The following is a 25448-nucleotide window of genomic DNA, read 5'->3' on the forward strand; positions in this document are numbered from 1 at the left end:
AGCCTCAAAAAGAGGCTTTTAGAGTCATTGCTTTTCTTACTAATTTAATGGAAATTAAAAGTCGTAAGAAGCAGATAGTTGGACTCGACGAGGAGATTGATAACTTTGCGCTAAGCCAAATGTTGCACTGTCATCACCAGCCGCCACTTCAGCAACTTCGTCATAACGAGTTGCTGTAGATGCATCAAATACATTGAAAATATCTAATGCGAAGCGTACTTTTTGATCATTGAAATGCAAGTTGTACGTAAAGTTAAGATCTAATCGAGCTGTCCAGGGAGTTGTTCCCATGCTGCCGCGAGGGTAGCGTTGATCGCCTACATAATAGGTGTCGCCATAAGAATATTTGTCTGGGTCTGGTGTATACCCTGCACCTAACGCTGTCCAAGGACGACCTGAAGCAACATTTAAGTTTGCACCTATTAAGAAGTCTTCAGTAACTGCATATGCACCGTAAACTTTAATATTGTGACGACGGTCCGCTGGTAAGTTACCGTTAGCACCATCCATTAGATAAGGGTAATCCCAGTCTTGTGTTAAACCTGCATCATCTTGACCATTATCAGATTTAACAAACCCTTCTGTGTTACCGTAGTTATGAGACCAAGTGTAAAGGGCTTTTAATGACCAAACTTTATCCCAGCTCTTCTCAATTGAAAGGTCAACAGCAGCGTAACGACGCTTCGCATCTGGATAACCTAGCTCTTCAGCCGTGAAGCTATACTCTTCAGTTACACCGTCACCATCTAGGTCGAAGTTAAATGTTGCACCATTACCTGGGTTAAATAAGAACCAGTTTTCACCAAGGTACTCTCCATCTTCATCAGTAAAGATATATGAGCCATCATCAATTTGATTGCCCAGTGTGCGGTATGTACCTTTGATGCTCCAAGACCAATCATCATTTATAGCCGCCTGATAACCAACAATAATTTCATCATTGTACATTGGCTCAAGATTTTTATCTGCTAAGGTATTTGATGCTTTTGCAGTACCGTCACCACCATTTGAAATAGCGATATCACCTAATTGATTGCTCAAACCTACAGGAGTACCGTCAGGATTAAGACCTTCATACTCGTACCAAGTTTGAATATATGTTTCAGCACCAGCAAGACGAATATTGGTATTTGCAGCAACTGGTAAATAATAGCGACCTGCGGTAACGAATAATTTACTATCGCCATCACCGTTAATATCCCAAGATGCACCTAACCTTGGAGCAATCTGGTTGTCTATAGAAACAAACTCATCGCCATCCGCGTTGTAGTTTGTGAAGCTGTCATTACGTAGACCTAAAGTTAGTGTTAGGGTATCAGTAACAGCCCATTGGTCTTCAATATAAATCGCCCAGTTTTCAACTTCGAATTCACCGCCATTCTTATAGTCACGAACACGAGTTGTTTTCATTTCTTCCGGCAGGACATAGCCATTAGGAAGACGAGCACCTTCTTCGTATGTTCTGTAATAATAGTAAACACCACCAGAGTTAATCGTAGTTGCATTTGATGTATTGGTTTCTGAGTCATAACCAAATCTTAATGTATGCTCATCATTTAAGTACCAATCAAAGTCAACACGCAATTGCTCTCGTTTATCTTCATTAGAGCCTACGGTGAAGTTTACATAACAAGTAGTATCAACACCTAAGTCCGCGTCATAGCCGGTAGGGCAGTCATCAAAGTCTGAGTAATCAGTTTCTGAGAATTTAACTTCACCGTACATAGCAGACACGCTTAAGTCATCAGTCAGATTACCTGTATAACGTACTGCAAAACTTTCACCACCGCGCTTGTGATAAGCTGTACCGCCATCTAATGTGTAGTTACCAGTACCATTCGGGTCTTCGATTGTGCTTTCAGAGTATGTGCGTTCATCACTAAAACCCCAAAGCATTAATTGATGATCCTCATTAATGTTCCAGTCAATACGGGCTAGATAGTAAGGGTCATCATCTTTTTCTTTTGTTAGAGAAGTTTGAGAAGCGTTACCGTATTCTTCTTCATTATCTCGGAAGGTATAAATCCCATAGAAGAAAAGCGTATCTTCAATTAACGCACCAGATGCATAAATGTTTGTTTCAAATGAGTTTACATAGTCATCTTGGTTGTTTACATATAAATCACCAATACAGTGCCCATCAGCATCTTCACAACGATCATTTTGTAAGTAAACTGAATTTGGTGATTGCTCTCGCAATGAATCAGGCGAGTAAATTGATTCAACACCAAAGTGAAAATCATTAGTACCTGATTTTGTTACGGCAGAGATTAGGCCACCTGTAGTTCGACCAAACTCAGATGAATAACCACCCGTTTTTACTTGGAAACTATCATATGCAGAGAATGGGATTGTCGCGCCACCCAAGCCATTACGGAAGTTAGTCATATTCAGACCATTTACGTAATAAGCATTTTCAGCAACAGATGAGCCTCCAAAAGATGCTTGATCGCCAAATCGGCTATCACCTTCAGTTGCACCCGGTGCTAGTAAAGCAACCGATGTTAGTGAGCGAGCGACTGGTAATAATTCAAGCTCTTCTGAGCTAATGTTCAATGATGATTCAGTAACAGAAACATCAACAGCTCGAACTGCGCCACCAACAACTGCAATACGTTCAATATTACCTTCAACTAATGGTATTTCGAGAAGTGCAGTTTTACCGACACCGATAATTACATCGTTGATCTGCGCTTTTTCAAAACCAGCCTGTGACACTGTTACGTTGTACTTACCTACAGGCACTTGGTTAAGGTTGAACTGACCATTTGCATCTGCAATGAGAGTTTTTTCATAACCTTTAGTTTTATCGGTAATAGTGATTGTTGCGCCTGCTAAAGAAACGCCAGACTGAGTTATGAGATTACCTTTGATTGCCCCATTAACATTGTCAGCCATGGCTGGCATAGCTGCACTTAAGGTCATCGCAACAGCAGCAGCTGTAAACGAACGCTTAAATGTTTTTGAAAAGTTGTTTTTCATTGAGCTTTCCCTGTGAAATTTTAGATTTGTTGTTATTTGTTAATAACCTTCACACCTTGCATTTATTTTTCTAAGGTTTTTACCTTCAAATAAAGGGTGAAACAAATTGGTAACACATTAGGAACATACTGATCAATTATTTATATTATAAATGCGATAAAACAACATAAAAACGGCTTGGAACGATCTAAATTGGTATTTAAATTGGTTTTATATACAAAAATAAAACAAATGTAATTATATGTAATTTTCTTAAGTATTTCTTAATTCTAGGTTTATTTATTTTAAAACAGTGAGTTGGGATGGTTTTATGTGTGTTTTAGTTACAATGAAAATAAAAATGCACCAATGATATACTTGCTATGTATAAATAATGTTTTAATTGTAATATTTTATTGATTTTTATTTTCCGGTGGGGATGTATTTATATTATATTTTGGGGCATCGAAGAATAGGCCACCGATTAAAGTGACCTATTTTATTTTTTAGATTAAAGCTTCGCGAATGCGCGCTCTGCAGCTGCAATGGTGTCGTTGATCTCTTTTTCAGAGTGTTCAGCGCACACAAAGCCAGCTTCAAACGCTGAAGGAGCTAGGTAAACTCCTTCTTCAAGCATTAAGTGGAAGAACTTTTTGAAGCGCTCTAAATCACACTCAGTCGCTTGTTGGTAGCTAGTTACTTTTTCTTTATCAGTAAAGAAGAAGCCGTACATACCACCTGCATAGTTTGTTGTAAGTGCAATGCCTGCTTTTTTCGCAGCGGCTTCAAAGCCTTCACAAATTGCTTTACTTTTAGCTTCTAGTTCATCGTGTAAACCTTCAGCACATAATAGCTCAAGTGACTTTAAGCCTGCTGCCATGGCAATTGGGTTGCCTGATAATGTACCCGCTTGATAAACAGGGCCAACAGGTGCGATGAAATCCATGATTTCTTTCTTACCGCCAAATGCACCCACTGGCATACCGCCACCGATTACTTTACCTAAACACGTTAGGTCTGGTTTGATGTTGTAGTAAGCTTGTGCGCCACCTAAGGCAACACGGAAACCTGTCATTACTTCATCAAAAATAAGCACAGATTTGTATTCATCACACACCTCACGCAGACCTTCTAAGAAGCCTGGTACAGGTGGAATACAGTTCATGTTGCCAGCAACTGGCTCAACGATGATACAAGCGATTTCGTCAGCGTATTTTGCAAAAATTGCTTTTACTTCATCAAGGTTGTTAAACGACACAGTTAAGGTGTGCTTAGCAAAATCTTCAGGAATACCTGGTGAGTTAGGTACACCCATAGTCAGTGCGCCTGAGCCTGCTTTTACTAGTAGTGAGTCAGCATGACCGTGGTAACAGCCTTCAAACTTTAAGATTTTGTCACGGCCAGTGAAACCACGTGCTAAGCGAATCGCACTCATTGTAGCTTCAGTCCCTGAGCTTACCATACGAACTTTTTCGATAGATGGTACTAGCTCTTTTACTTTTTCGGCCATTAAGATTTCAGTTTCGGTTGGCGCACCATAGCTTAGGCCATTTTCAACGGCTTCTAATACCGCTTGTTTAATGGCAGGGTGGTTATGACCCATGATCATTGGTCCCCATGAACCAACGTAATCGATATAACGGTTACCATCAGCATCAAAGGTAAAAGGGCCTTCTGCTTTAGTGATGAATAAAGGAGTACCGCCAACGCCATTGAAGGCACGAACTGGTGAGTTAACACCGCCTGGGATTGATTCTTGCGCGCGATTAAAAAGATCTTGGCTAATTGTCATGAATAGTCCTATTAGGTTGTCACGTTAAATGAGTTGGTTTGCGAGGGCTCAACGAGCCCCAAACGAAGCAAGTTAGCTATTACGTTTACGGCTAAACCAAGGCACGTCGACTTCATATTGCTCAACTTTGTCAGCAACATCTAAGGTTAGAGCAAACAACGCCATGCGAATTAACACGCCATTTTGTACTTGGCGGAAAATTGCTAGGTTGTCGTTGCTATTTAAATCGTTATCAAGCTCGTTTGCCTCTAAACGGCTGTCACGAGGGAGTGGGTGCATCAATACAGAGTTTGGCTTACAGTGTGCGTTGTAAATAGCCTGACTGATACGGAAACCACCACGGTATTTGTTAGCTTCTTCTTGTGAAGGGAAGCGCTCTTCTTGGATACGGGTTTGATACACAATATCGGCCGCCAAATTGCCTTCCATTTTATCAACAACTTGAATTTTATGGCCTGCGTTATCAACGGCATCTAAAATGTAGTCTGGCATTTGTAAGCCATCAGGTGCCACCATAGAGAATTTAACGTCTTTATAATGACACAGTAATTTAGATAAAGAGTGCACAGTACGGCCATATTTTAAATCACCCACTAAGGCAATATGCATACCGTCGATACCTTGGTTGAAACGGCCAAGTTCACGTTCAATCGTTAATAAGTCAAGTAAGGCTTGAGTTGGGTGCTCATTCGGGCCGTCACCGCCATTAATCACTGGCACGTCACACCCGGTGGCAAACTCAGCAACAGAGCCTGCGTCAGGGTGGCGCATTGCGACTGCATCTGCATACGCTGAGATAACGCGAGCGGTGTCATACAAAGACTCACCTTTTGCAAGCGCTGAGCTTTGCATGCCTGTTGTTTCGCGGACTAAACCACCTAGTAAGTTAAATGCCGTACCAAAACTTACGCGAGTACGCGTGCTTGGTTCAAAGAACAAGTTCGCTAAAATTGCGCCCTCTAAAACATTGGTGCGCTTTTGCTTTTTAGCATAAGGCTCCATTTTCTTAGCAACTGCAAAAATACGTTCAATACAATCTCGATCAAGCTGATTGACCGACAGGATATTTTCACCTTGGAAACTTAGCATGGGGTTTGTTCCTAATCACATTTATAGGGCGCTGGCACTCGGTATGGGAGGCCGCATAAATTTGCGCAGTACTATAGCAAATTTTTAGCGTACACAGCAGCAAATTATAAGTTAGGTTTAATAATTGCCAGTGCCACTATAGCTAAAAGGATGAGTACCGGAACTTCATTAAAAATACGGTAAAAACGATCGCTGCGTTTATTGCGATCATGCTTAAAATCAGCCAGTAATTTAAAGCAGTAGCCATGATAGATATAAAGAATAATTACTAATACGAGTTTGTAGTGCAGCCACATACTGTATCTAAACCAATCACGGCCATATTCAACAATAGTTAAAACGCCAAACACCAGTGTTAAAACGGCAAACGGGGTGACAAAATACAGTAAACGGCGCTCCATTACTTTTAGCATTGAGTTACAGGCTTTTTCTTCGCTCATCGCGTGGTAAACAAACAGTCGTGGCAGGTAAAAAATACCGGCAAACCAAGCAATCATAAAAAATACGTGGAAGGTTTTATAAACTAATAGCGCAGTCATTTAAGCATCCATTTTAATTGTTATAACAAGCTGTTGCGTATGGTAAGGATATGTCTGATTTGGTCCCAACGCAAAAGACCCATAATTTGTTGGTTATCAAGCAGGTTGTAAATATACACCGCACCGCTGCGTTTATCTTTAAGTAAATCAAAAGCATCGGCTAAAGTCGCCTGGCTGCTAAGACCGGCAAGGCTGACATATTTGATGTTACTGTTTTGGTCAGACATCAAACTTAAATCATATTCTGCAAGGCGATAGCCATTTTCTTCATCATGGACAATAAGCGGTGTTTGGCTATCAAGGGCATCGAGCGATTCTTTGATTTGTTGTTTGTCGTCACTGTAGAGTAGTTTGAACTGTTCATCCATTTCATCCATCACACCTACCTTTTGTAAGGCTTCTGTGGCAGGGGATATTTGATATTCAAGCCCTTGGAAATCGAGTTGTTGCATAAAAATAGAGCGGTTACCAAAAAACTGCAACGCCGTGACATAAGCCGTTGAAATCACCAACATGGCTGGCACAATAATCTCTGGGCTTGAGGTTAACTCCATAACCGTAGTGAGTGCTGCTAGTGGTGCGTGCAATGTGGCAGCCAATAATCCCGCCATGCCAAGCATGCTATAAGTCCCTGTGATATCAACGCCCGGACTAATAAACTGCGCGAAAAAGGCCATTAAGGTGCCCATTAATACCCCAAGCCCAATGACTGGGCCGATAATCCCGCCAGGGATACCCAAGCCAATAGCAAATAAGGTGGCGAGTAATTTGGCAATCAAAATGGTTGTTAAAAACTGCACATCATCTGGTGATTCAATGGCAATAGTGATAGCGCTCATACCCGAGCCCATCGCATGGGGAACCATATAAGCAATTAAGCCCGCGATTAAACCTGCCAGCAATAGACGAGGGAACATACTTAGCGGTTTAAAGGTGCGGATTATAAGCATCAAGTTTTGGTTAAATGCATAAGCAACAGCACCAAGTGCCATACCAAATATGATTAAAAATGGGTAATGCCAGCCACTCAATGGATTCATGGTTATAAGGGCAAGCTCTGAAGCATCACCAAATACAAATTGAGTTGCTAATGCACCGGTAACCGCAGCGAGCATAATGGGCACGAAAATATGCACTTTATATTCCCTGAGCACTACCTCCATTACAAAAATAACGGCAGCAAGTGGGGTGTTAAATGAAGCCGCAATCCCGGCTGCCACACCGCATCCAGTGAGGGTACGCATGGCATTGTGTGGAAGATGTAACTTATCGGCCAATAAACTGGCACCTGTTGCACCCATGTGTACTGATGGGCCTTCTCGACCGACCGAAAAACCACTAATAAGGGCTAATGCACCACCGACAAATTGGTTTACCGTGTTGTAAAGCGGCATATGGCCATAGTGTTTTTTAATGCGGTGGATTACAAACGGAATACCCAAACGATAATGTTTAAATCCTGTAAGCGCCGCAAATAAGGCAATTAACAGCGCTGCACCAACTGGAAGTAATATTCGCTCAAAGGTCGGTAATGTTGTGAAGTCATCAGGCTTATCTAAAAATAAGCTTTGAAAAAACATGATGGTAAGGCGGAAGAATATGATTAACACTGCCGCAATTAGTCCTGCACTTACACCAAGTAAGCACAATTGCACAGATGTTTTAGGCTTTGCTAGGCGACGTCTCAGTCTCTCAAGCCACATGCATATTTCCTCACAGCACTTTTGAGCCGCAGTTTAGCAAATCAAATTCACTAAGTCGTTGGGATTTTATAATTTTATCCGCTTTTTGGGTAAATATAGCTAATCTGTGCCGTGTTGATTAATTTGCTGTGTTAATTCAGGTAAGCGGGCACGAATGGCGTTGGATAATTCATCTACAAGCGGGGCGTGTTTTTTATGAATAATGGTATTAACAGCCATTTGCCTTAATACAACCACAGAGAAGTCTTTTTTATAGGTATTGATATCATTATTGAGCGCAGGATAGAGAGCGTAATCAACACGGCCTTTTTTTAGCATGGTAAGCGTGTGACTTAAATCTTCGTTGTGCATGATCTCAGCTTTTATATCAAATTCGTTGAGGATTTCGACATCACCAATCGAACTCATAACCCGATTGCGAGGGTCGTATAAGTTATCCCGATCGCATGGCAGCGATTTTCTACATAGGAGCACCAAGTTGATAATACCAAGGCTTGGTTCTACGACAATAACATTCTCGAACTTTTTAAGGTTGCTTTTTGAACGCACGATATCGCCATCAACAATGCCTGCATTAAGTAATAACACACCTCTGCGGGATGGCGTTGCTTGCATTTGAGTTTTGATATTTAAATCATTATAAACCTGTTCAATAAACGCTTTAAAAGGGGCTATTCGCGGTATGTCTATATAGGTTAGTAACAACTTATTTGGTCGAGAGTAGTTTTGCACTAAAGATTGTTTAGCGGCAAATAAATCATTAAGTAAGGCAATTTTAGCTTTGTTTTCAGCGTCATTACGTATGCCAATCACTAATGGGAAGTCGGTAAATTGACTCACTATTTTGGGCTCTGGTAGGTTTTGCTGCTCAGCAAAATAGTTAAGTACTTTTGGTGCAGTAATCGCAAAATTAATCTGCTTAGTTTGCATCAAGTGAAATAGTTCTTCATCGTTTGCTGTTTGTACTATGCTACCTGCATAGGATTGAATCACTTTTTCAACCACATCTGGATAGATATAAGGCTCAACAACGCCGACTTTATTTTCACTAAAAAGCTGCTCAATATTTTCAAAATCTTGTGGGTTAGATTGGGTGGTAATGACGGCTAATTGAGAATTTAAAATAGTGGGTGAGGCAACAAATCCGGGCATCATTTCAGAGGGCCAAGCAGGGTAATAGCCTAGGTAGCCAGTTAACTGGGCTTTTTTTATTGCATCTTGCCAAGGTAAATATTCAACCTCAAGGTTTATCGATTTTTTAGCAAGCGTATCTCTTAATAATGCAATGGCATCGCCGCCATTTGCCATTGTACTACTTGCATAAGGAGGGGCTTCTAAAGAGGTAATTTTCCATGTTTCTTGGTACGTAGCATTGGCAACTGCAAATGAGCTGAAAACAAGTACGATAAGAGGAAAAATTCGAGTAAGCATGGAAACAGAATTATCATTAATTGTTTAATAAGTATACGTCTAATTTAAACTTAATAGCATTTTTTCTTTGCTTATTTGCAGCTAATAACATTACAGCTAAAGCAGTGATGTTTTTGGTCATACATACGTTTATCGGCCATGCTTAGCAACTCATCAAATGATTGGGCATCGTCGGGGTAAAGGGCAAAGCCAACACTTGCCTCAACAAGCAAGTCACCACACTCTGATTTTATCGGCGCCTTAATTGCGCAGATCAAACGTGATAGTGCACGGTTTATTTGTACTTGGTTCTCTATGTCGGTCACAATAACCACAAACTCATCACCACCAATGCGAGCAACGCAATCGGTCTTGCGAGCGGTGTCTTGCAGACGTTTGGCAACCTCTACCAGTACTTTGTCTCCTGTGGCATGACCGTGGGTATCGTTAATTGGCTTAAATTTATCAAGGTCAAAATACAGGCAGCCAACTTTAGAGCCAGTTCGTTCCACTCGCGCAAACTCTTGCTTGATAAATCGCTCAAGGGCGCTGCGATTCGCTAAACCTGTTAGGTGATCTGTTTGCGCTAATTGCCTAATTTTTTTCTCTGCCATAACACGTTTCGTGATATCGAAATTAACGCCAATCATACGGTTGCCGTATATTCGTCCATCGGCGTTGATATAGCGAGTTTTGCCAGAAGGTAAAACAATTTGAAACTCAGCATGAAACTCTTCGCCATTTAAAATTGCGAGTTTTAGCTTGTTTGTCACGTCTTCATATTCATCTGGGTGCAAGCTATTTGCCCAAGCTGAATAGTCCCCTTTAAATTCTGATTTTGGGATTTCAAATAAGGTGTGCATCCAGTCATCCCAAATCAGTTCATTGGTTTCAAAGTTCCACTCCCAAATACCAATATGGGCCGCATCAGCGGCCATGGCCATGCGTTGGTGTAAGTTTTCAAGCTCGGTTTTAGCTTGTTTTAGTTCAGTGACATCTTCAGAAACGTCCAATAAATACTGCGCTTTACCATTACTGTCTTTAATGGTGAGTTTTCGTGTTCTTAAGTAATGGGTATTGCCATCAATAGTAACTGGCTTTTCCTCTATAGTAAGGGTCTCATCACTTTTCAATACATCGCGGTCAGTTTGCACGAAGCTCACTGCTTGCTCATTACTGAATATATCAAAGTCATTGAGCCCAATAAGTTGGTCTTTATTTTTGCCAAGTAATTGTTCGCCGGCTTTGTTGACATGGCTAAATGTTAAATGCTCAGCATCTTTAACAAACAACATGATGGGTAAATTATCGAAAATGGTTTGCGTGAAGGCCTCTTGGTTTCGAATATCAGACAAATCTTTTATCGTCGCCACATAAGGTCCTGACTCTTTTTTACCAATAGAGCTGATGGTTAACGTTATAGGAAAACGTTTTTTATTCGATCGTTGTCCTTTTAAGAGTCGACTGCTACTTTTTCCTGCCGTCCTTTTGCTAAGCTGTGAGTCTCGAAGAATCTCATCCAGTTCTAACGATTTTTCAGGGATTAGGGTACGAATATGCTTGCCTATTAAATCATGCGGCTGATAACCAAATACATGGATTGCAGCGGGGTTTGCAAATTCAATTTTTCCTTCATTATTAAAGCTAATAACCACATCTTGTACGGTATTTAGTACAGCTTTTAATTTCGCTGATAATAAGCTCCTTGCTCTGAGCTCAACAACACCCAATACAAACAGGCTTAATGCCACCAGTATAATGATAATAAGTTGTGCTAACGTCGAGTAGTCGTGAGTTGTAACATAGGTGGTGTATTCAGTTTCAAAAACCGACATCGAAATCATACCGATGTAATGCATTCCCGAAATTGCACTGCCCATTATCAAGGCCACAACCAAGTTCATCCGTGTTTGATGAACCCCTTTGGCAAGTCGAAAATCATTAATTTTTAATGCAATACCTGACAGCACAATAGCGACGATAATAGATAAAGAGAACAACCAAGGCTCATAAGCCATTTTTGCGGGCATCACCATCGCCATCATGCCAACAAAATGCATCGAGCCAATTCCAGCACCCATTAGCACACTTCTAAAAAGTAGCCCTTTGTTGGTTTGCAGTGCTGGTGAGAGTACGATGTAACTGGCAAACACACTTGGCAATATTGATATCAAAGTAATGCTAATGTTGTATTCAATCGGGATGGGTAAGTTGTAGGCAAGCATACCCACAAAGTGCATACCCCAAATTCCTATACCTAAAAAACACGACGCCATGATGGTCCATATCTGACTTTCATTTTTTAGATAAGAGTGTTTGATACGAGCAGATAATAAAAAAGAGATATACGAAGCAAATACGGCTGTGAGAATAGAAGCAAACACAAGGAGCAAATCGTATTCAGCTGGAATGACCTGCGCACTGCTTAAATTATCAGTTATAAAATGCAGCTTGAAATGCTCTATCACAATTATCTTCCCTCAGTGCAAACTCATGCCAGCCCAAATGTAGTACAAATAAACTTTAGTCCAAGGCGAATGGGTTAGCCAGTTACCCTCACCATAATTGAGATGCTCTTCTGGTGATACTTGATTAAAACACTCGGGTATTAGATAATTGCGGCCAATATAGGTTTTGAGGGTTTTGGTATGTCAGATGAGTTGCCAATCAAGTTCAGCGATGCAGCAGCTGTTCGTGTTAAACAGTTAATCGAAGAAGAAGAGAATCCAGATCTTAAACTACGTGTTTATGTAACAGGTGGTGGTTGCTCAGGTTTCCAATATGGTTTTACTTTTGATGAAAAAGCTAACCCTGGCGATTTAGAAATTGTTAAAAATGGTGTAACGCTTGTTGTCGACCCTATGAGTATTCAATATTTAGTTGATGGTACCGTGGATTACACCGAAGGGCTTGAAGGCGCACGCTTTTTTGTTAATAACCCGAATGCAACAACAACCTGTGGTTGCGGAGCCAGCTTCAGCGTTTAACGAATTATTTAAAAAAGCCACTTTATGTGGCTTTTTTATTGCTTTAATTTCTCATAATATCTTGCCTCTGCTAAATTTTACGCATTATTAGAAGGAATTTTGCGTTGCCAAATATAACTACAACAATAGAAAAGAAACCCTATATTTTAGCTATCGCCATTGTTTTGGTGATTGTACTGTGGATGCTATCTGGGGATAGCAAAGCAGATCAAAAAGCACAGCAAAGTGATGAGCAAGTTCAAGAGCGCTTGCCTAAAGTGCAAGTGATGCCCTTGGTCGCTAAGAATATTAATAAAAACCTAACTTTTTATGGAAAGTCAGAGCCTGACAAAATCGCGAACATTAGCGCTAGGCAAGCAGGGCAAGTACTCGAAATTTTGGTTGAAGAAGGTCAGTTTGTAAAACAAGATCAGGTTATTTTACGTCTCGATAAATCTGATTTAACCGCCCAAATCACATCAGCAGAAGCCTTAGTTGCACAGTATCAAACTGAATACGAAGGCGCGCTTAAACTTAATCAGCAAGGTTTACAAAACAAAGTATTGACCATGCAAGCACAAGCTATGTTGCAACAAGCAAAAGCAACTTTGGTAAGCCTTGAATTAAAGCTAGAGCGCACTGAAGTACGTGCTGCTTTTGATGGCGTTATCAACAAACGTTTAGTCGAAATTGGTGATTATGTTGGCATAGGCGACCCTATTTTACAGCTCGCTGATTTAGACCCTTTAATTGTCAGAGCCGATGCGACTCAAAAAGAAGTGCAAGGCTTAGAGGTTGGGCAAGCTACCTTTGCTCATGTGCTAAATGACAAAACCTATCCGGGTCGAATTCGTTACATTGCATCTGTTGCGGATGACAGCACGAATACATTTCGTATTGAAGCGGCATTTGAAAACCCAGGTATGAAATATAAAGCAGGCTTTTCTACTCAGCTTAATATTGAGTTGCCAACTGAACCTGCCATGTTATTAAGCCCGGCTTTTATGGCGCTAGACGAACAAGGGAATATCGGGGTAAAAGTCGTTAATGACGACAATATTGTTGAGTTTAAATCAGTAAGTCTTGCAAAAACCACAGAGCAAGGCGTTTGGCTTTGGGGCTTAGGTGAGAAAGCGAATGTTATTACCCTTGGTCAAGGCTTTGTGCGTGCCGGTGACAAAGTTGAGCCTGTGTTTACTGAAGCAACGAGCAACTAAGTATGAAAAACTTAATCGAAGCGTCGTTGACTCACACGCGTACAGTTTTATCTATTTTCATCTTGTTGCTGATCTCGGGCTGGGTGACATATCAAACCATCCCTAAAGAAGCGAATCCTGATGTCACCATTCCTTTTATTTATGTGTCGATTATTCATGACGGTATTTCCCCTGAAGATGCTGAGCGGCTATTAGTTAGGCCAATGGAGATTGAGCTCCGCTCGATTGAAGGCGTAAAAGAAATGTCAGCGGTGGCAAGTGAAGGGCATGCCTCTGTGACCCTTGAGTTTATCGCGGGTATGGACCCAAAAGAAGCCTTAGCTGATGTACGAGATAAAGTTAGTTTAGCTAAGGCAAAACTGCCTTCTGAATCAGAAGAACCAGAAGTTCATGAAATCTTGATGGAAGATGAGCAGCCAACCATTACATTAACCTTGTCAGGTGATGCGCCAGAGCGAGGTTTGCTAACCCTTGCCCGTAATCTTAAAGATGAACTAGAAAGCATTTCTAGCGTATTAGAAGTTGATGTAGGTGGTGACCGCGAAGATATGGTCGAAATTGAGGTCGATCCACTGGCGATGATTTCTTATGGTCTTGAACCGAGTGACATCATTCAACTGCTATCAAATAACAACCGCTTAGTTGCTGCAGGGACACTCGATACTGGTAAAGGACGCTTTGCTGTAAAAATCCCATCGGTATTTGAGACAATTCAAGATGTGATGGAGCAACCGGTGAAAGTCGTTGGCGATAGAGTGGTGCGTTTTATGGACGTAGCAAAAATTCGTCGAGCGTATAAAGACCCAACCTCAATCGCACGTATTAATGGCCGCCACGCGGTTTCGCTGGAAGTAAAAAAACGTGCTGGCGAAAATATTATTGATACGGTCGATCAAGTTAAAAAAGTGGTGAATGAGGCCAAGAAAATTTGGCCTGATCATATACGAGTTGATTACACCGGCGACATGTCAAAAGACGTGAAAATGATGCTCTCTGATCTGCAAAATAATGTGCTGTCTGCTGTATTGTTGGTGGTTATCGTTATTGTGGCGGTACTTGGCGCGCGCACCGCCTTCTTAGTGGGGATTGCCATTCCGGGCTCATTCTTAACCGGGATTTTAGTGATCTCTGTGTTTGGTTTAACGGTGAATATCGTGGTGCTTTTTGCACTCATCATGGCTGTCGGTATGCTGGTGGATGGCGCAATTGTTGTTAGTGAGTTTGCAGATAGAGCAATGAGTGAAGGCAAACCACGCAAGGCTGCTTATAAATTGGCTGCTGAGCGCATGGCGTGGCCAATCATCGCTTCTACGGCAACGACATTAGCGGCCTTTGCACCATTGATATTTTGGCCGGGAATGATGGGCGAGTTTATGAAATACTTGCCGATTACGCTTATTGCCACCTTGTCTGCGTCATTACTTATGGCATTGGTGTTTGTGCCAACTATTGGTGGATTAATAGGAAAGTCACGGCCGCTCTCTGAACAGCAAAAACAGGATTTAGAGTTAGCAGAGTCCGGCGATTTAACGCAAATCAAAGGGATGCTTGGGCGTTATATTCGAGTGCTTGATTATGCAACAGAGCGCCCTTGGTGGAGCCTAGCTGCTGCAATCGTGTTTTCTATTTTGGTATTCTTTGCATTTGCTGTCTCTAAGCTAGGCGTTGAGTTCTTTCCTGATGTTGAGCCAAATGGCGTTAATATCAAAGTACGTTCTTACAGTGACTTATCTATATTTGAAAAAGACGTGATTATGAAAGACATTGAGTCACGCATTTTAAAAGTGGAAGGTATTAAAACTTTGTATGCTCGTACTGGCGGTAAAGATCAGGTAGGCACGTTTAGAATGAATCTAAAAGACTGGGATGAGCGTCCACCTGCCGAAGATATAATCAGCCAAGTTAACGAAATCACGGCAAGTTATGCTGGTGTAGAAATTGAACTTCGTAAAGATGAAAATGGCCCCGGTGGTGGTAAAGCGCTAAGTATTGAGCTGAGCTCTCGGTTTGTTGATGTGCTTAATAGTGAAGCAAAGCGAGTAAGGCAAGCCATCGAAAATGATGGCGCGTTTCGAAATGTTGATGATAGTGCTTCAAAACCGGGCATTGAGTGGCAACTTAAATTGAATCGTTCGGATGCGGCTCGTTTTGGTGCGGATGCCAGTATGCTAGGGGCGAATGTTCAGCTTATTACTAATGGTTTAAAACTAGGGGAATACCGCCCCGATGATGTTGATGACGAGATTGATATTCGCGTACGCTTTCCTCATGACAAGCGAGATTTAGGGCGTCTTGAAACGTTACGTGTAAAAACCATACACGGACAAGTGCCAATTAGTCATTTTGTTGAGCGCCAAGCAGCTCCTAAAGTGGATACTATCCGCCGTGTTGATTCTCAGCGCGTTGTAACCGTTAATGCAGACATGAAGCCGGGTGAACAACTTGCCAAAGCGTTGCCGCGCTTACAAGCGCAGTTAGAAGAGCAAGGGTTAGACCCGCGCGTGAAAATTAAAGTGCGCGGTGAAACCGAAGATCAAGATGAATCAGAAGCCTTCCTTGAACAGGCTTTTGTGGTTGCTCTGTTTGTGATGGGTATCATTTTGGTGACACAATTTAATAGCTTCTATCAGGCATTTTTGATTTTAAGTGCCGTGCTGTTTTCAACTGTGGGTGTATTCTTGGGCTTAATCGTATTACAGCAACCGTTTGGTATCGTGATGTCGGGCATTGGGGTTATCTCGCTTGCCGGTATTGTGGTTAATAACAATATAGTACTGATTGATACTTATAATGTTTTACGTAACCAAGGTCTGGCAGCAAAAGATGCGATTTTACGAACTGGTGCTCAGCGTTTAAGGCCAGTATTGTTAACGACTGTGACCACCATTTTGGGATTAATGCCGATGGTACTGCAAGTGAATATTGACTTATTTAACCGTCATATTGATTTTGGTGCGCCATCTACTCAGTGGTGGGTGCAATTGGCAACAGCCGTTGCGGGTGGTTTAACATTTGCCACAGTATTAACACTGGTACTTACGCCTTGTTTGTTAATGCTGCGAGACCGTCGTCGGTAATCGGTAAATTCGTTACTGATTAATTAAAAATGAGTGACCCTAGTGTTGGGTCACTTTAATCATCAGTAAAAAGAAGCCTAAAACTAACGCAGAGGCGATTAAAATATACACAAACCCTTTCTTACCTTGCTTAATTGGTACACGATTTTGTTTTAAAAATAGGTACCATGCGACACATAGTACAATTGGCAACAAAAATAATATACGAAACATTTCTTAACCTTTTTCAGTATTTACATACACTTTAAGCATAAATATGCAGATTTTAAAGTGATACTTTCATCTTGTTAGACTTCCAATTGATCAATTTTTTGGTACAGTTAACCAGTTAACTATAGAGCACATGCTTTAATTTTAGCTACACTTAGACTTGTATACTAAAACGGTCCATACCTAAAAGGTGGACATTTGTATAATTAATCATTCAAACTGAAAATTATTAGTATATAATGTGTCCAAGAGTGAGACGGGCAAATTTCACTCTTAAATTATTAACTTGAATCATCTAGTAGGAGATGTATTTTATGATGGGTAAAACAGTTTCTTCTGAAGAAAACTCGAAATTAACGAAATGGCTTAAAACTAAGCGTCATGAAAAAGGTCACACAATGCGTAGCCTTGCACAGGTTTTAGGTACGCCACATTCTTTCATTGGTAAAATTGAAAACCAAGAACGTCGTTTAGATGTAATTGAATTCATGCGTTATTGCGATGCTTTAGAAGTTGACCCATACGAAGGTCTTAACTTACTTAAAGACGCTTAATTATTCATTACTAAAAGTGAAACGCCGCTTTTAAAGTAATACAAATAGTGCAAGGAAGCGCTATTTAAAGTCCCTCCCTTGCATTTTCCTCACTTTAATCACATACGTATCAAATTTGTTAATTATTTTGATGATAGTTGTTTTCTAACGCATAAAGCTTATGGCGAATTAAGAATAAAAATACCAGTGATGGGATCACCATCAATGCAGTTAGTACAAAGAACATCGCCCAGTTTCCCCCCAACCAGTCATCAATAACGACGCCGCTGTAGCTTGAAAGTAACGTCCTACCTAAATTACCTAACGAAGCAAGTAGCGCATAGTGGGTTGCACTAAATGCTCTGTCGCATAGCATTGATATAAACGCCACCATGGCAACCAGTGACCAAGCTTGAGTAAAACCATCAACGATAATAGCAAACGCGTACAAGCTTAGTTTAGGACCTGCAATCGCAATCCAAGCAAAGGCTAAGTTTGAGGCTGCCATCGCAATACCACTAATAAATAAGCCTTTAACAATACCATAGCGTTGATTGAATAAGCTTCCTAGAAAAGTAAAAGCAATGGTGAGTACTGCAGTACCCACTTTGGAGAAGGTCGCAATATCGCTATTTGAAAAGCCCACTTCTTTATAAAACACGATAGACATTCGCCCTAAAAACGCTTCACCGATTTTAAATAAGAAAATAAAGGCTAATAAAGCTAATGCTGTTTTTACGCCATTGCGGGCGAAGAAGGTTCTGAAAGGGTCAAAAACGGTCACAGCAAGCCAAGCAATAACTTTAGCAAAGCGAGTCTGCGTACTTCCAGCCAGCTTTTGTTGATAGGTTTGCTCAAGCTCTGCTTGTACAGCATCGCGATTTGATTCGGGCTCTTTTGCCCAAAATACGCTGCTCATTAATAGCAGCATCACTACAGATAAGAAAAAGTAAACTTGCGGCCAATCAATGGAAGGAATGTCAGCCATATAAAATGGCAGGGCACCCAATAGGGCGTAGCCGCTCCACCAACCGGAGGTGGCCATTGCAGCCGCTGCGGTGGCTTTATGGCTTTCATTTTCGGCCAAAGTATCAATACGAAATGCATCAATAGCAATATCTTGAGTCGCAGAAGCGATTGCAATAACTAAACACAGCGCGGCAGCAAACCAGAGGTTAGCTTTAATATCGAGCCCTGCAAGTGAAAAGGTGCCAATAAAAATAACTGACTGACAAAGTAAAATCCAGCTACGGCGCTGGCCAAGCCAGTTAAACAAAACAGGTAACTTTACACGGTCAACAAGCGGTGACCATAAAAAGTTAATGCTATACGCGCCAAACACGATGCCAAATAACCCTATCATGCTGCGGCTTAGCCCTTCATCTTTTAGCCAAGCCGACATAACAGAGCCAATCAATACCCAAGGAAAGCCGCTGCTGATACCAAAGATAAATATATTGATTAAACGTTTATCTTTGAAGTACGAGAAATACTCTGAAATAGAAAGGGTTTTTGTCATAGTGTTGCCAGTTTTAGGGGCATGCGCCCCTATTTATTATTTATTAGCGTCAAGCACTTTTACGTTTAAGATAACAACAGGATCTTTGGGTACGAAGCTGTAACCAATTTTTTCGTTGAATGCAGTTTCTACACGCATTATTTTGTCTAATGTCTCGTAGCCATCCATGACCATACCGAATACAGCAAAACCCCAATCTCGACCAGGGTTAAGATGGTCGTTGTCGTCCATGTTGAAAAAAAACTGACGTGTACCCGAGTGTGGTTTGCGGTCTTGGTATGCCATAGCGATGCTATACATATCATTTTTTAAACCGTTACCACTTTCATTAAAAATCGGGTCGTTTTCATGTAGACCATCATAGTCTTTATCGTAACCACCGCCTTGAATAACAAAGTCACGCTCGTTGTCTTCATCACGTTCAACACGGTGAAACACACTACCTTGATAGCTACCATCAGCAACGTAAGTCAAAAAGTTATTTACTGTGATAGGTGCGCGCGAACGATCCATTTCGACCACAATACTGCCAAGGGTCGTGACAATTTCTACGCGAGGAAACATGTTATCTTTTTGAATGAATTTACCCTCTGTCGCTGCGAATGAACTGTGAGCAAAAAGCAAAATAAAACTGAGTAAAAAAATACGCTTCATAGTTAACCTTCTAAATAGGCGATTAATTCTGGGTCAGATACAATGCGGGTAATTATTTGCTCAGTCAACTTATTCAGCTGACCTTCTATTTTTGCACGGTCATGACTAAGTGGCCCTTCAAGGTTGGCATTACCTCGGTATACTTTGCTGAAAGTGCTTGAGTTTCTGATCACTCTTAAGCCTAACTCAATCGTTGCATCGCTTGTATGTGTCATCATTTTTTCAGTAACCACAGCTTGCAACTGGTGAATATCTAATTCAAATCGCGTTGTGGCAAGGTTAGATATATTTGCACCATTACGGCTTAACGCACTGTCTAAGGCACTTTTCACAGAGTCAGTAATTCCAGGGCTGGCAAGCGTTTTAGTTTTATCTGATTCAATGATTTTCAGAGTTACATTGTCGCCACGTAAATCAATTACGCTAGTACTTACACTGGTACTAAGATTTGAAATTTTCCCGCCTTGATAAACCGGATTCAATATTAATTGATTTGGTTGGTTGCTACACGCCGCAAGCGCAAGTACCGCACATAAAGGTAGTAGTTTTTTCATTTAGTTAGCTCCATTAATTATTCTTTGTTGCACTCAATACGACAAATTTTTTGTTAGACCCTAATAGCTTACAATTGCCGAACATGCGTTTTAACTTTTCATGATAGTCTAGATGACGATTACCAATAATTCTTAATTCACCACCGTGCTTTAATGTGTGTTTCGCCTGCTTGAACATTTGCCAAGCAATATGATCGGTGACCGCTTGCGCTTGGTGGAATGGCGGGTTACATAAAACAAGGTCAACACTATTAGGTTGGAAATCGGTTAAGCAATCATTTTGGACAAACTCACACTGGTCTAATTGCTCTGGTAGATTGTGCGTGACGTTTAATTTGGCTGATTCAACGGCCATATACGATTCATCAACGAAGGTTACATGGGCTTTAGGGCAACGTTTGAGAGTCATCAAGCCAACAACACCATTACCACAGCCTAAATCAATAATGCTGCGAGCTTTACTTGTTTGTGGCAAATAGTTAAAGAAAAAACGCGCGCCAATATCTAATGAGTCACGAGAAAATACATTGGCATGATTTTGAATTTCAAACTCACTGCCTTCAAGCGGCCAGTTAACTGGGAAAGGGGCTTTTTTATCAAGGTTACTTGTTTTGCTAATGATTAATCGAGATTTTTTAACGGCTAAACTCGTTGATGTTTCCCCAATATACTGACTAAAAGCCTTAATTGTTGAGTTATGAATATCTTTCGTTTTACCCCCTGCAATGACGTCGATGTCTGCAGGTAAAGCAGTACTGATTGCAGCAAGTTGATGCTGCAAGTAGCCTAAATTGCGTGGCACTTTTAATATCACTAAATCAACCTGATTAGGTAATGCTGCTAATGAGTCCAGTTGCGTTAAAGAATCTGTCGATAACTCATTGGCCTGTAAATTATAACGGGTAGCTTGATGAGCAATATACGAGTCATTAACTGAATAAACTGTTAATGTATTAAAAGCACAGGCTAGGGCGCCAAAGCTATCATTGAGTATTAGAATTGAATTTGCGTTTGGATAGTGCTCTTGTACGTAATCGATAAGGTACTCATCGCCTGAGTCCCACGCTTGAAGACTGCGATTTTTTTGATCTAACGGAAAGCGTTCTAGTGTATAGGTGTTATCACCGAGCTGTGCTTGGGTGGTCATCATGATTTTACGAAAGTATTAATGTATAGGTAAATTCTAACATGCAACAGCCAAACGCCAACCCTAATCATTTGCCTGATGGGTTTTCTTACCAAGCTAATGCATTGAGCGCACAAAAAAGCCTCGAGTTATTTTACTATCTTCAGCAGCATCTTAATTGGCAGCAACCAAGTATAAAGGTATATGGAAAAAGCCATGTGATCCCGCGTTTGCAATGCTTTATTGCTGATCAGGACGTAAATTATGGTTATTCGGGTTCACAGTTAATCGTTGAGCCTTGGCCAGAGGTGCTTGATGCCATGCGTATACGCTTATCAAGAACTTTGCAGATACCATTTAATGCGCTTTTAGTTAATTTGTATCGAGATGGTCATGATTGTATGGGCTGGCATAGTGACGATGAGAAAGAACTTGGTGAGCAACCAACTATCGCTTCAGTTTCACTTGGTGCTGAACGCGTTTTTAAAATAAAACACAAACATAATAATGAACAACATAGCATTGTGCTGCAAAGTGGCAGCTGTTTAATCATGAATGGTTTTAGCCAGCGTGATTACCAGCATAGTTTGCCAAAGCAGCAAAGACTTAAACATCCTCGAATTAACCTTACCTTTCGCTCAATCGTATAAAATCATTGGCAAAATGAGCCATGCCCTTGATATAGTAGCTGGCAATTATTTTCTTATTAAAGGTCTATGACAGATGTCAATGCAACAACAAATTGAGCAAAAGCTCGCTGCGGGTATCGAATGTAAACACCTGAATGTTGTCAATGAAAGCCATATGCATAGCCGTGGAACTGAGTCGCATTTTAAAGTGGTGGTTGTGAGTGAAGAATTTGCAGGTAAACGTTTACTTGCTCGTCACCGTCAAATTAATGAACTATTAAAAGATGAATTAGCAAACCACATTCATGCATTAGCGATTCACACATTTACTCCAGAAGAGTTCAGTGAACAACATGGACAGGCACCTGAATCACCAAAATGCTTAGGTGGTTCAAAGTTCGACTAACATAGCGGGACAGTCACCTAAAGTTAGAAGGACAGTCACTCTAAAAGGCTTGTCACTTGGGGTTTTAAGCTCGAAAGATTTAAGTGGGTCTGAAAAGTTTTACTGATCAGACCTGTATTTTAACTATTAGCCTTTAAACTAGCGCTAATTTTTATTGTGATAGATATAGGATGATCAATGGTCATTAAGCCTAAAATTCGTGGATTTATCTGCACTAACGCGCATCCAGTAGGGTGTGCTGAGCACGTACAAGAACAAATTAATTATGTGAAAGCGCAAGGACCACTGAGCAATGCACCTAAGAATGTATTAGTGATTGGTGCGTCTACAGGTTACGGCCTAGCATCACGTATCACGGCTGCATTTGGTGGCGGTGCTAAAACGTTAGGTATTTTCTTTGAAAAAGAAGGAAGCGAACGTAAAACAGGTTCTGCAGGTTGGTACAATACTGCGGCTTTCCAAGCAGCGGCTGAAGAAGCTGGTTTATGGTCTAAAAATATCAATGGCGATGCGTTTTCTAACGAAATCAAGCAAAAAGCAATTGATACTATCAAAGCTGATTTAGGTAAAATTGATTTAGTTATCTACAGCCTTGCGTCTCCTCGTCGTACTGATCCAAATACAGGCGAAACTTACTCATCTACGCTTAAGCCAATTGGCTCTGATATCACCACGAAGAACTTAAATACTTCAAAGCGCGTGATTGATGAAGTAACCGTTGAAGCAGCAAGCCAAGAAGACATCGACAATACAATTAAAGTAATGGGCGGTGAAGATTGGGAAATGTGGATTGACGCATTAAAAGATGCGGATGTACTAGCTGATAACTTCAAAACAACCGCTTACACTTACATCGGTAAAGAATTAACATGGCCAATTTACGGTCATGCGACAATTGGTAAAGCGAAAGAAGACCTTGACCGTGCAACGCAAGCAATCAAAGAGTCTACAAAAGACTTAAATGGCGAAGCGTATGTTTCTTCATTAAATGCGGTTGTGACACAAGCAAGCTCGGCAATTCCAATTATGCCTTTATATATCTCTGCTTTATTCAAAGTAATGAAAGCAGACGGTACATACGAAGGTACCATTGAGCAAATTCATGCGTTATTTACTGAAAACCTTTACGGCGAGACACCACGTTTTGACGAAGGTGGTCACTTATTCCAAAACTACAAAGAGTTAGAAGACGATGTTCAAGCTCGTGTACAACATGTTTGGGATACAGTAGATACAGATACGATTGACGAATTAACGGATTACGTGGGTTACCACACTGAGTTTTTACGTTTATTCGGTTTTGGTATCGACAGTGTAGATTACGAGCAAGATGTGAATCCTGATGTTGCGATTTCACAGCTTATCGATTAATCGCTGAACAAATTTGTTTTTTAAAAGTCGCTTTTTTAAGCGACTTTTTTGTTTCTGGATGAAAATAAATCTGCATCAATAGCACTTTGGTCTATATTGAATTTTATTCAAACGGTTTTTGCAGTCTAAATAACCACATCTGTCGTATAAATTTAATATTTGCTCTCGCATAGTCACCCTGATTGATGTTAAAATTCGGGTAATATATGTGAGGAGTTTACCGCGTTGCTTGTTTGGGGTGTTCAACAAGCTGTTCTTTGATACTTAGAATGTGACTTGAGCATATCAAATAGCGACGTGGTTGGTACGATTTTTCAGTTTCTTTCCGTTAATGTAATGCAAGTGCGTATGATCAACATAAAAAAAGGTCTGGATTTACCGATAGAGGGCGCACCTCAGCAAGTTATTCATGATGGTTCTGCCGTCAAACGTGTAGCTGTGCTAGGTGAAGAATATATTGGTATGCGTCCAACCATGCATGTTCGCGTGGATGACCAAGTCAAAAAAGGCCAGGTACTTTTTGAAGACAAAAAGAACCCAGGCGTCTTATTTACTGCACCAGCTTCTGGGGTAGTTAAAGAAATCAATCGTGGTGCTAAACGTGTGCTGCAATCTGTTGTTATTGAAGTTAATGGCAGTGAGCAAATCACCTTTGACTCTTTCAAGGCCGACGAGCTTTCGAGCTTAGACCGTGAAAAAGTGAAAGAAGTACTAGTTCAGTCAGGTCAATGGACAGCACTACGTGCTCGCCCATTTAGCAGAGTAGCTGCTTTGGATGCAAATCCTAGCTCTATCTTTGTGACGGCTATCGACACTAACCCGCTAGCTGCAGATCCTGCAGTAATCATTGCTGAGAACACTCAAGCATTTGAAGCTGGTTTAGCTGTGGTATCTCGTTTAACTGACGGCAAAGTATTTGTTTGTAAACAAGCAGGTAGCCAAGTGCCTAGCTCATCAATCCCTCAAGTAGAAGTACATGAGTTTGGTGGCAAGCATCCGGCAGGTCTTGTTGGTACACACATTCATAACTTAGACCCAGTTTCTGCAAGCAAGCAGGTTTGGCACTTAGGTTACCAAGACGTAATCGCGTTTGGTAATTTATTCCTGACAGGTGAAATCTTCACTGACCGTGTAGTTTCGCTTGCTGGTCCTCGTGTTAAAAACCCACGCTTAGTGAAAACTCAGCTAGGTGCATCTTTAGATGATTTAGTTGCTGGCGAATTAGAAGACGGTGATAACCGTGTAATTTCTGGCTCTGTATTATCAGGCGCTATTTCTCAAGGTCCACACGCGTTCTTAGGTCGTTACCATGTTCAAGTATCTGTATTACTTGAAGGTCGCGAAAAAGAGCTATTCGGTTGGATTGCACCAGGTGCTAACAAGTTCTCAGTAACACGTACCTTCTTATCTCACCTTACTCCTAGCCGTCTATTTAATATGACGACTTCAACAGGTGGTTCGAAGCGTGCCATGGTTCCAATTGGTAGCTATGAGCGTGTTATGCCTTTAGACATCCTACCTACACTATTATTACGTGATTTAATCGCACGTGATCTTGATGGTGCAATTGCGTTAGGTGCGCTAGAGCTTGACGAAGAAGATTTAGCATTATGTACCTTCGTTTGTCCTGGTAAATACGAGTACGGTTCAATCCTACGCGATTGCTTGACTACGATCGAGAAGGAAGGCTAG

Annotated in this window: 20 protein-coding genes; 8 read left to right on the top strand and 12 right to left on the bottom strand. The window is 41.0% G+C overall.

What is annotated here, in order from left to right:
• Window positions 1–54: 54 nt before the first annotated feature.
• The 7 genes from CWC28_RS09520 to CWC28_RS09550 all read right to left on the bottom strand — a co-directional run bounded on the left by CWC28_RS09520 (window position 55) and on the right by CWC28_RS09550 (window position 11962).
• Window positions 55–2982, bottom strand: a complete 2928-nt coding sequence (locus tag CWC28_RS09520) for a TonB-dependent receptor (RefSeq protein ID WP_138625062.1) — start codon at window positions 2980–2982, stop codon at window positions 55–57.
• A gap of 490 nt (window positions 2983–3472) precedes the next feature.
• Window positions 3473–4753, bottom strand: coding sequence for a glutamate-1-semialdehyde 2,1-aminomutase (gene hemL / locus CWC28_RS09525; protein ID WP_063706269.1), 1281 nt, complete (start codon window positions 4751–4753; stop codon window positions 3473–3475).
• A gap of 72 nt (window positions 4754–4825) precedes the next feature.
• Complete coding sequence (locus CWC28_RS09530; RefSeq protein WP_063706271.1) at window positions 4826–5842, bottom strand: aspartate carbamoyltransferase; 1017 nt, start codon at window positions 5840–5842, stop codon at window positions 4826–4828.
• Between the two features lie 104 nt (window positions 5843–5946).
• On the bottom strand, window positions 5947–6381 hold the full coding sequence (locus CWC28_RS09535) for a CopD family protein (protein WP_063706273.1): 435 nt from the start codon (window positions 6379–6381) through the stop codon (window positions 5947–5949).
• 20 nt (window positions 6382–6401) lie between these two features.
• Window positions 6402–8084, bottom strand: coding sequence for a chloride channel protein (locus tag CWC28_RS09540; RefSeq protein WP_105175311.1), 1683 nt, complete (start codon window positions 8082–8084; stop codon window positions 6402–6404).
• A 99-nt stretch (window positions 8085–8183) separates the two neighbouring features.
• On the bottom strand, window positions 8184–9515 hold the full coding sequence (locus CWC28_RS09545; RefSeq protein ID WP_063706277.1) for a transporter substrate-binding domain-containing protein: 1332 nt from the start codon (window positions 9513–9515) through the stop codon (window positions 8184–8186).
• Window positions 9516–9586: 71 nt separating this feature from the next.
• Window positions 9587–11962 (bottom strand): diguanylate cyclase domain-containing protein, encoded by a 2376-nt coding sequence (locus CWC28_RS09550; RefSeq protein WP_138625063.1) that lies wholly within the window; start codon window positions 11960–11962, stop codon window positions 9587–9589.
• Between the two features lie 180 nt (window positions 11963–12142).
• Here CWC28_RS09550 and erpA point away from each other — a divergent pair, with 180 nt between their 5' ends.
• From erpA to CWC28_RS09565, 3 genes are all read left to right on the top strand, one after another.
• Window positions 12143–12481 (top strand): iron-sulfur cluster insertion protein ErpA, encoded by a 339-nt coding sequence (gene erpA / locus CWC28_RS09555; protein ID WP_036966451.1) that lies wholly within the window; start codon window positions 12143–12145, stop codon window positions 12479–12481.
• Between the two features lie 104 nt (window positions 12482–12585).
• A complete protein-coding gene (locus tag CWC28_RS09560) occupies window positions 12586–13677 on the top strand; it encodes an efflux RND transporter periplasmic adaptor subunit (RefSeq protein ID WP_249324960.1) in 1092 nt (363 codons plus the stop codon).
• A gap of 2 nt (window positions 13678–13679) precedes the next feature.
• A complete protein-coding gene (locus CWC28_RS09565; protein ID WP_063706281.1) occupies window positions 13680–16754 on the top strand; it encodes an efflux RND transporter permease subunit in 3075 nt (1024 codons plus the stop codon).
• A gap of 39 nt (window positions 16755–16793) precedes the next feature.
• Here CWC28_RS09565 and CWC28_RS21925 read toward each other — a convergent pair whose 3' ends face one another.
• A complete protein-coding gene (locus CWC28_RS21925) occupies window positions 16794–16967 on the bottom strand; it encodes a hypothetical protein (RefSeq protein ID WP_165385093.1) in 174 nt (57 codons plus the stop codon).
• 311 nt (window positions 16968–17278) lie between these two features.
• Here CWC28_RS21925 and CWC28_RS09570 point away from each other — a divergent pair, with 311 nt between their 5' ends.
• On the top strand, window positions 17279–17518 hold the full coding sequence (locus tag CWC28_RS09570; protein ID WP_054562310.1) for a helix-turn-helix domain-containing protein: 240 nt from the start codon (window positions 17279–17281) through the stop codon (window positions 17516–17518).
• A gap of 118 nt (window positions 17519–17636) precedes the next feature.
• Here the strand turns inward: CWC28_RS09570 and CWC28_RS09575 are convergent, their stop codons facing one another.
• The 4 genes from CWC28_RS09575 to CWC28_RS09590 are packed head-to-tail and all read right to left on the bottom strand — an operon-like array spanning window position 17637 to window position 21371.
• A complete protein-coding gene (locus CWC28_RS09575) occupies window positions 17637–19016 on the bottom strand; it encodes an AmpG family muropeptide MFS transporter (protein ID WP_063706283.1) in 1380 nt (459 codons plus the stop codon).
• A gap of 36 nt (window positions 19017–19052) precedes the next feature.
• Entirely contained in the window at window positions 19053–19670 is a 618-nt protein-coding gene (locus CWC28_RS09580; RefSeq protein ID WP_063706285.1) for a peptidylprolyl isomerase, read from the bottom strand.
• A 2-nt stretch (window positions 19671–19672) separates the two neighbouring features.
• Window positions 19673–20224 carry a YajG family lipoprotein gene (locus tag CWC28_RS09585; protein WP_105175307.1) on the bottom strand — a complete coding sequence of 184 codons (552 nt, stop codon included), beginning with the start codon at window positions 20222–20224 and terminating at the stop codon, window positions 19673–19675.
• Window positions 20225–20237: 13 nt separating this feature from the next.
• Window positions 20238–21371: a methyltransferase gene (locus tag CWC28_RS09590; RefSeq protein ID WP_138625067.1), complete on the bottom strand. Its 1134-nt coding sequence runs from the start codon at window positions 21369–21371 to the stop codon at window positions 20238–20240.
• A gap of 41 nt (window positions 21372–21412) precedes the next feature.
• On the opposite strand from CWC28_RS09590, the gene CWC28_RS09595 reads away from it, so the two are divergent.
• From CWC28_RS09595 to CWC28_RS09610, 4 genes are all read left to right on the top strand, one after another.
• Window positions 21413–22000 (top strand): alpha-ketoglutarate-dependent dioxygenase AlkB family protein, encoded by a 588-nt coding sequence (locus CWC28_RS09595; RefSeq protein ID WP_138625064.1) that lies wholly within the window; start codon window positions 21413–21415, stop codon window positions 21998–22000.
• Between the two features lie 73 nt (window positions 22001–22073).
• Complete coding sequence (locus CWC28_RS09600; protein ID WP_054554277.1) at window positions 22074–22385, top strand: BolA family protein; 312 nt, start codon at window positions 22074–22076, stop codon at window positions 22383–22385.
• Window positions 22386–22562: 177 nt separating this feature from the next.
• Entirely contained in the window at window positions 22563–23756 is a 1194-nt protein-coding gene (fabV, locus tag CWC28_RS09605; RefSeq protein WP_138625065.1) for an enoyl-ACP reductase FabV, read from the top strand.
• A 348-nt stretch (window positions 23757–24104) separates the two neighbouring features.
• Window positions 24105–25448: a Na(+)-translocating NADH-quinone reductase subunit A gene (locus CWC28_RS09610; protein WP_063707181.1), complete on the top strand. Its 1344-nt coding sequence runs from the start codon at window positions 24105–24107 to the stop codon at window positions 25446–25448.

Source organism: Pseudoalteromonas sp. S4492 (assembly GCF_005886115.1).
GTDB classification, from domain to species: domain Bacteria; phylum Pseudomonadota; class Gammaproteobacteria; order Enterobacterales; family Alteromonadaceae; genus Pseudoalteromonas; species Pseudoalteromonas gelatinilytica.

Coding starts and splice junctions, on each gene's coding strand:
- CWC28_RS09520 (WP_138625062.1), bottom strand. CDS start 2,982: ATGAAAAACAACTTTTCAAAAACATTTAAGCGTTCGTTTACAGCTGCT.
- hemL (WP_063706269.1), bottom strand. CDS start 4,753: ATGACAATTAGCCAAGATCTTTTTAATCGCGCGCAAGAATCAATCCCA.
- CWC28_RS09530 (WP_063706271.1), bottom strand. CDS start 5,842: ATGCTAAGTTTCCAAGGTGAAAATATCCTGTCGGTCAATCAGCTTGAT.
- CWC28_RS09535 (WP_063706273.1), bottom strand. CDS start 6,381: ATGACTGCGCTATTAGTTTATAAAACCTTCCACGTATTTTTTATGATT.
- CWC28_RS09540 (WP_105175311.1), bottom strand. CDS start 8,084: ATGTGGCTTGAGAGACTGAGACGTCGCCTAGCAAAGCCTAAAACATCT.
- CWC28_RS09545 (WP_063706277.1), bottom strand. CDS start 9,515: ATGCTTACTCGAATTTTTCCTCTTATCGTACTTGTTTTCAGCTCATTT.
- erpA (WP_036966451.1), top strand. CDS start 12,143: ATGTCAGATGAGTTGCCAATCAAGTTCAGCGATGCAGCAGCTGTTCGT.
- CWC28_RS09565 (WP_063706281.1), top strand. CDS start 13,680: ATGAAAAACTTAATCGAAGCGTCGTTGACTCACACGCGTACAGTTTTA.
- CWC28_RS21925 (WP_165385093.1), bottom strand. CDS start 16,967: ATGTTTCGTATATTATTTTTGTTGCCAATTGTACTATGTGTCGCATGG.
- CWC28_RS09570 (WP_054562310.1), top strand. CDS start 17,279: ATGATGGGTAAAACAGTTTCTTCTGAAGAAAACTCGAAATTAACGAAA.
- CWC28_RS09575 (WP_063706283.1), bottom strand. CDS start 19,016: ATGACAAAAACCCTTTCTATTTCAGAGTATTTCTCGTACTTCAAAGAT.
- CWC28_RS09580 (WP_063706285.1), bottom strand. CDS start 19,670: ATGAAGCGTATTTTTTTACTCAGTTTTATTTTGCTTTTTGCTCACAGT.
- CWC28_RS09585 (WP_105175307.1), bottom strand. CDS start 20,224: ATGAAAAAACTACTACCTTTATGTGCGGTACTTGCGCTTGCGGCGTGT.
- CWC28_RS09590 (WP_138625067.1), bottom strand. CDS start 21,371: ATGACCACCCAAGCACAGCTCGGTGATAACACCTATACACTAGAACGC.
- CWC28_RS09595 (WP_138625064.1), top strand. CDS start 21,413: ATGCAACAGCCAAACGCCAACCCTAATCATTTGCCTGATGGGTTTTCT.
- CWC28_RS09600 (WP_054554277.1), top strand. CDS start 22,074: ATGTCAATGCAACAACAAATTGAGCAAAAGCTCGCTGCGGGTATCGAA.
- fabV (WP_138625065.1), top strand. CDS start 22,563: ATGGTCATTAAGCCTAAAATTCGTGGATTTATCTGCACTAACGCGCAT.
- CWC28_RS09610 (WP_063707181.1), top strand. CDS start 24,105: ATGATCAACATAAAAAAAGGTCTGGATTTACCGATAGAGGGCGCACCT.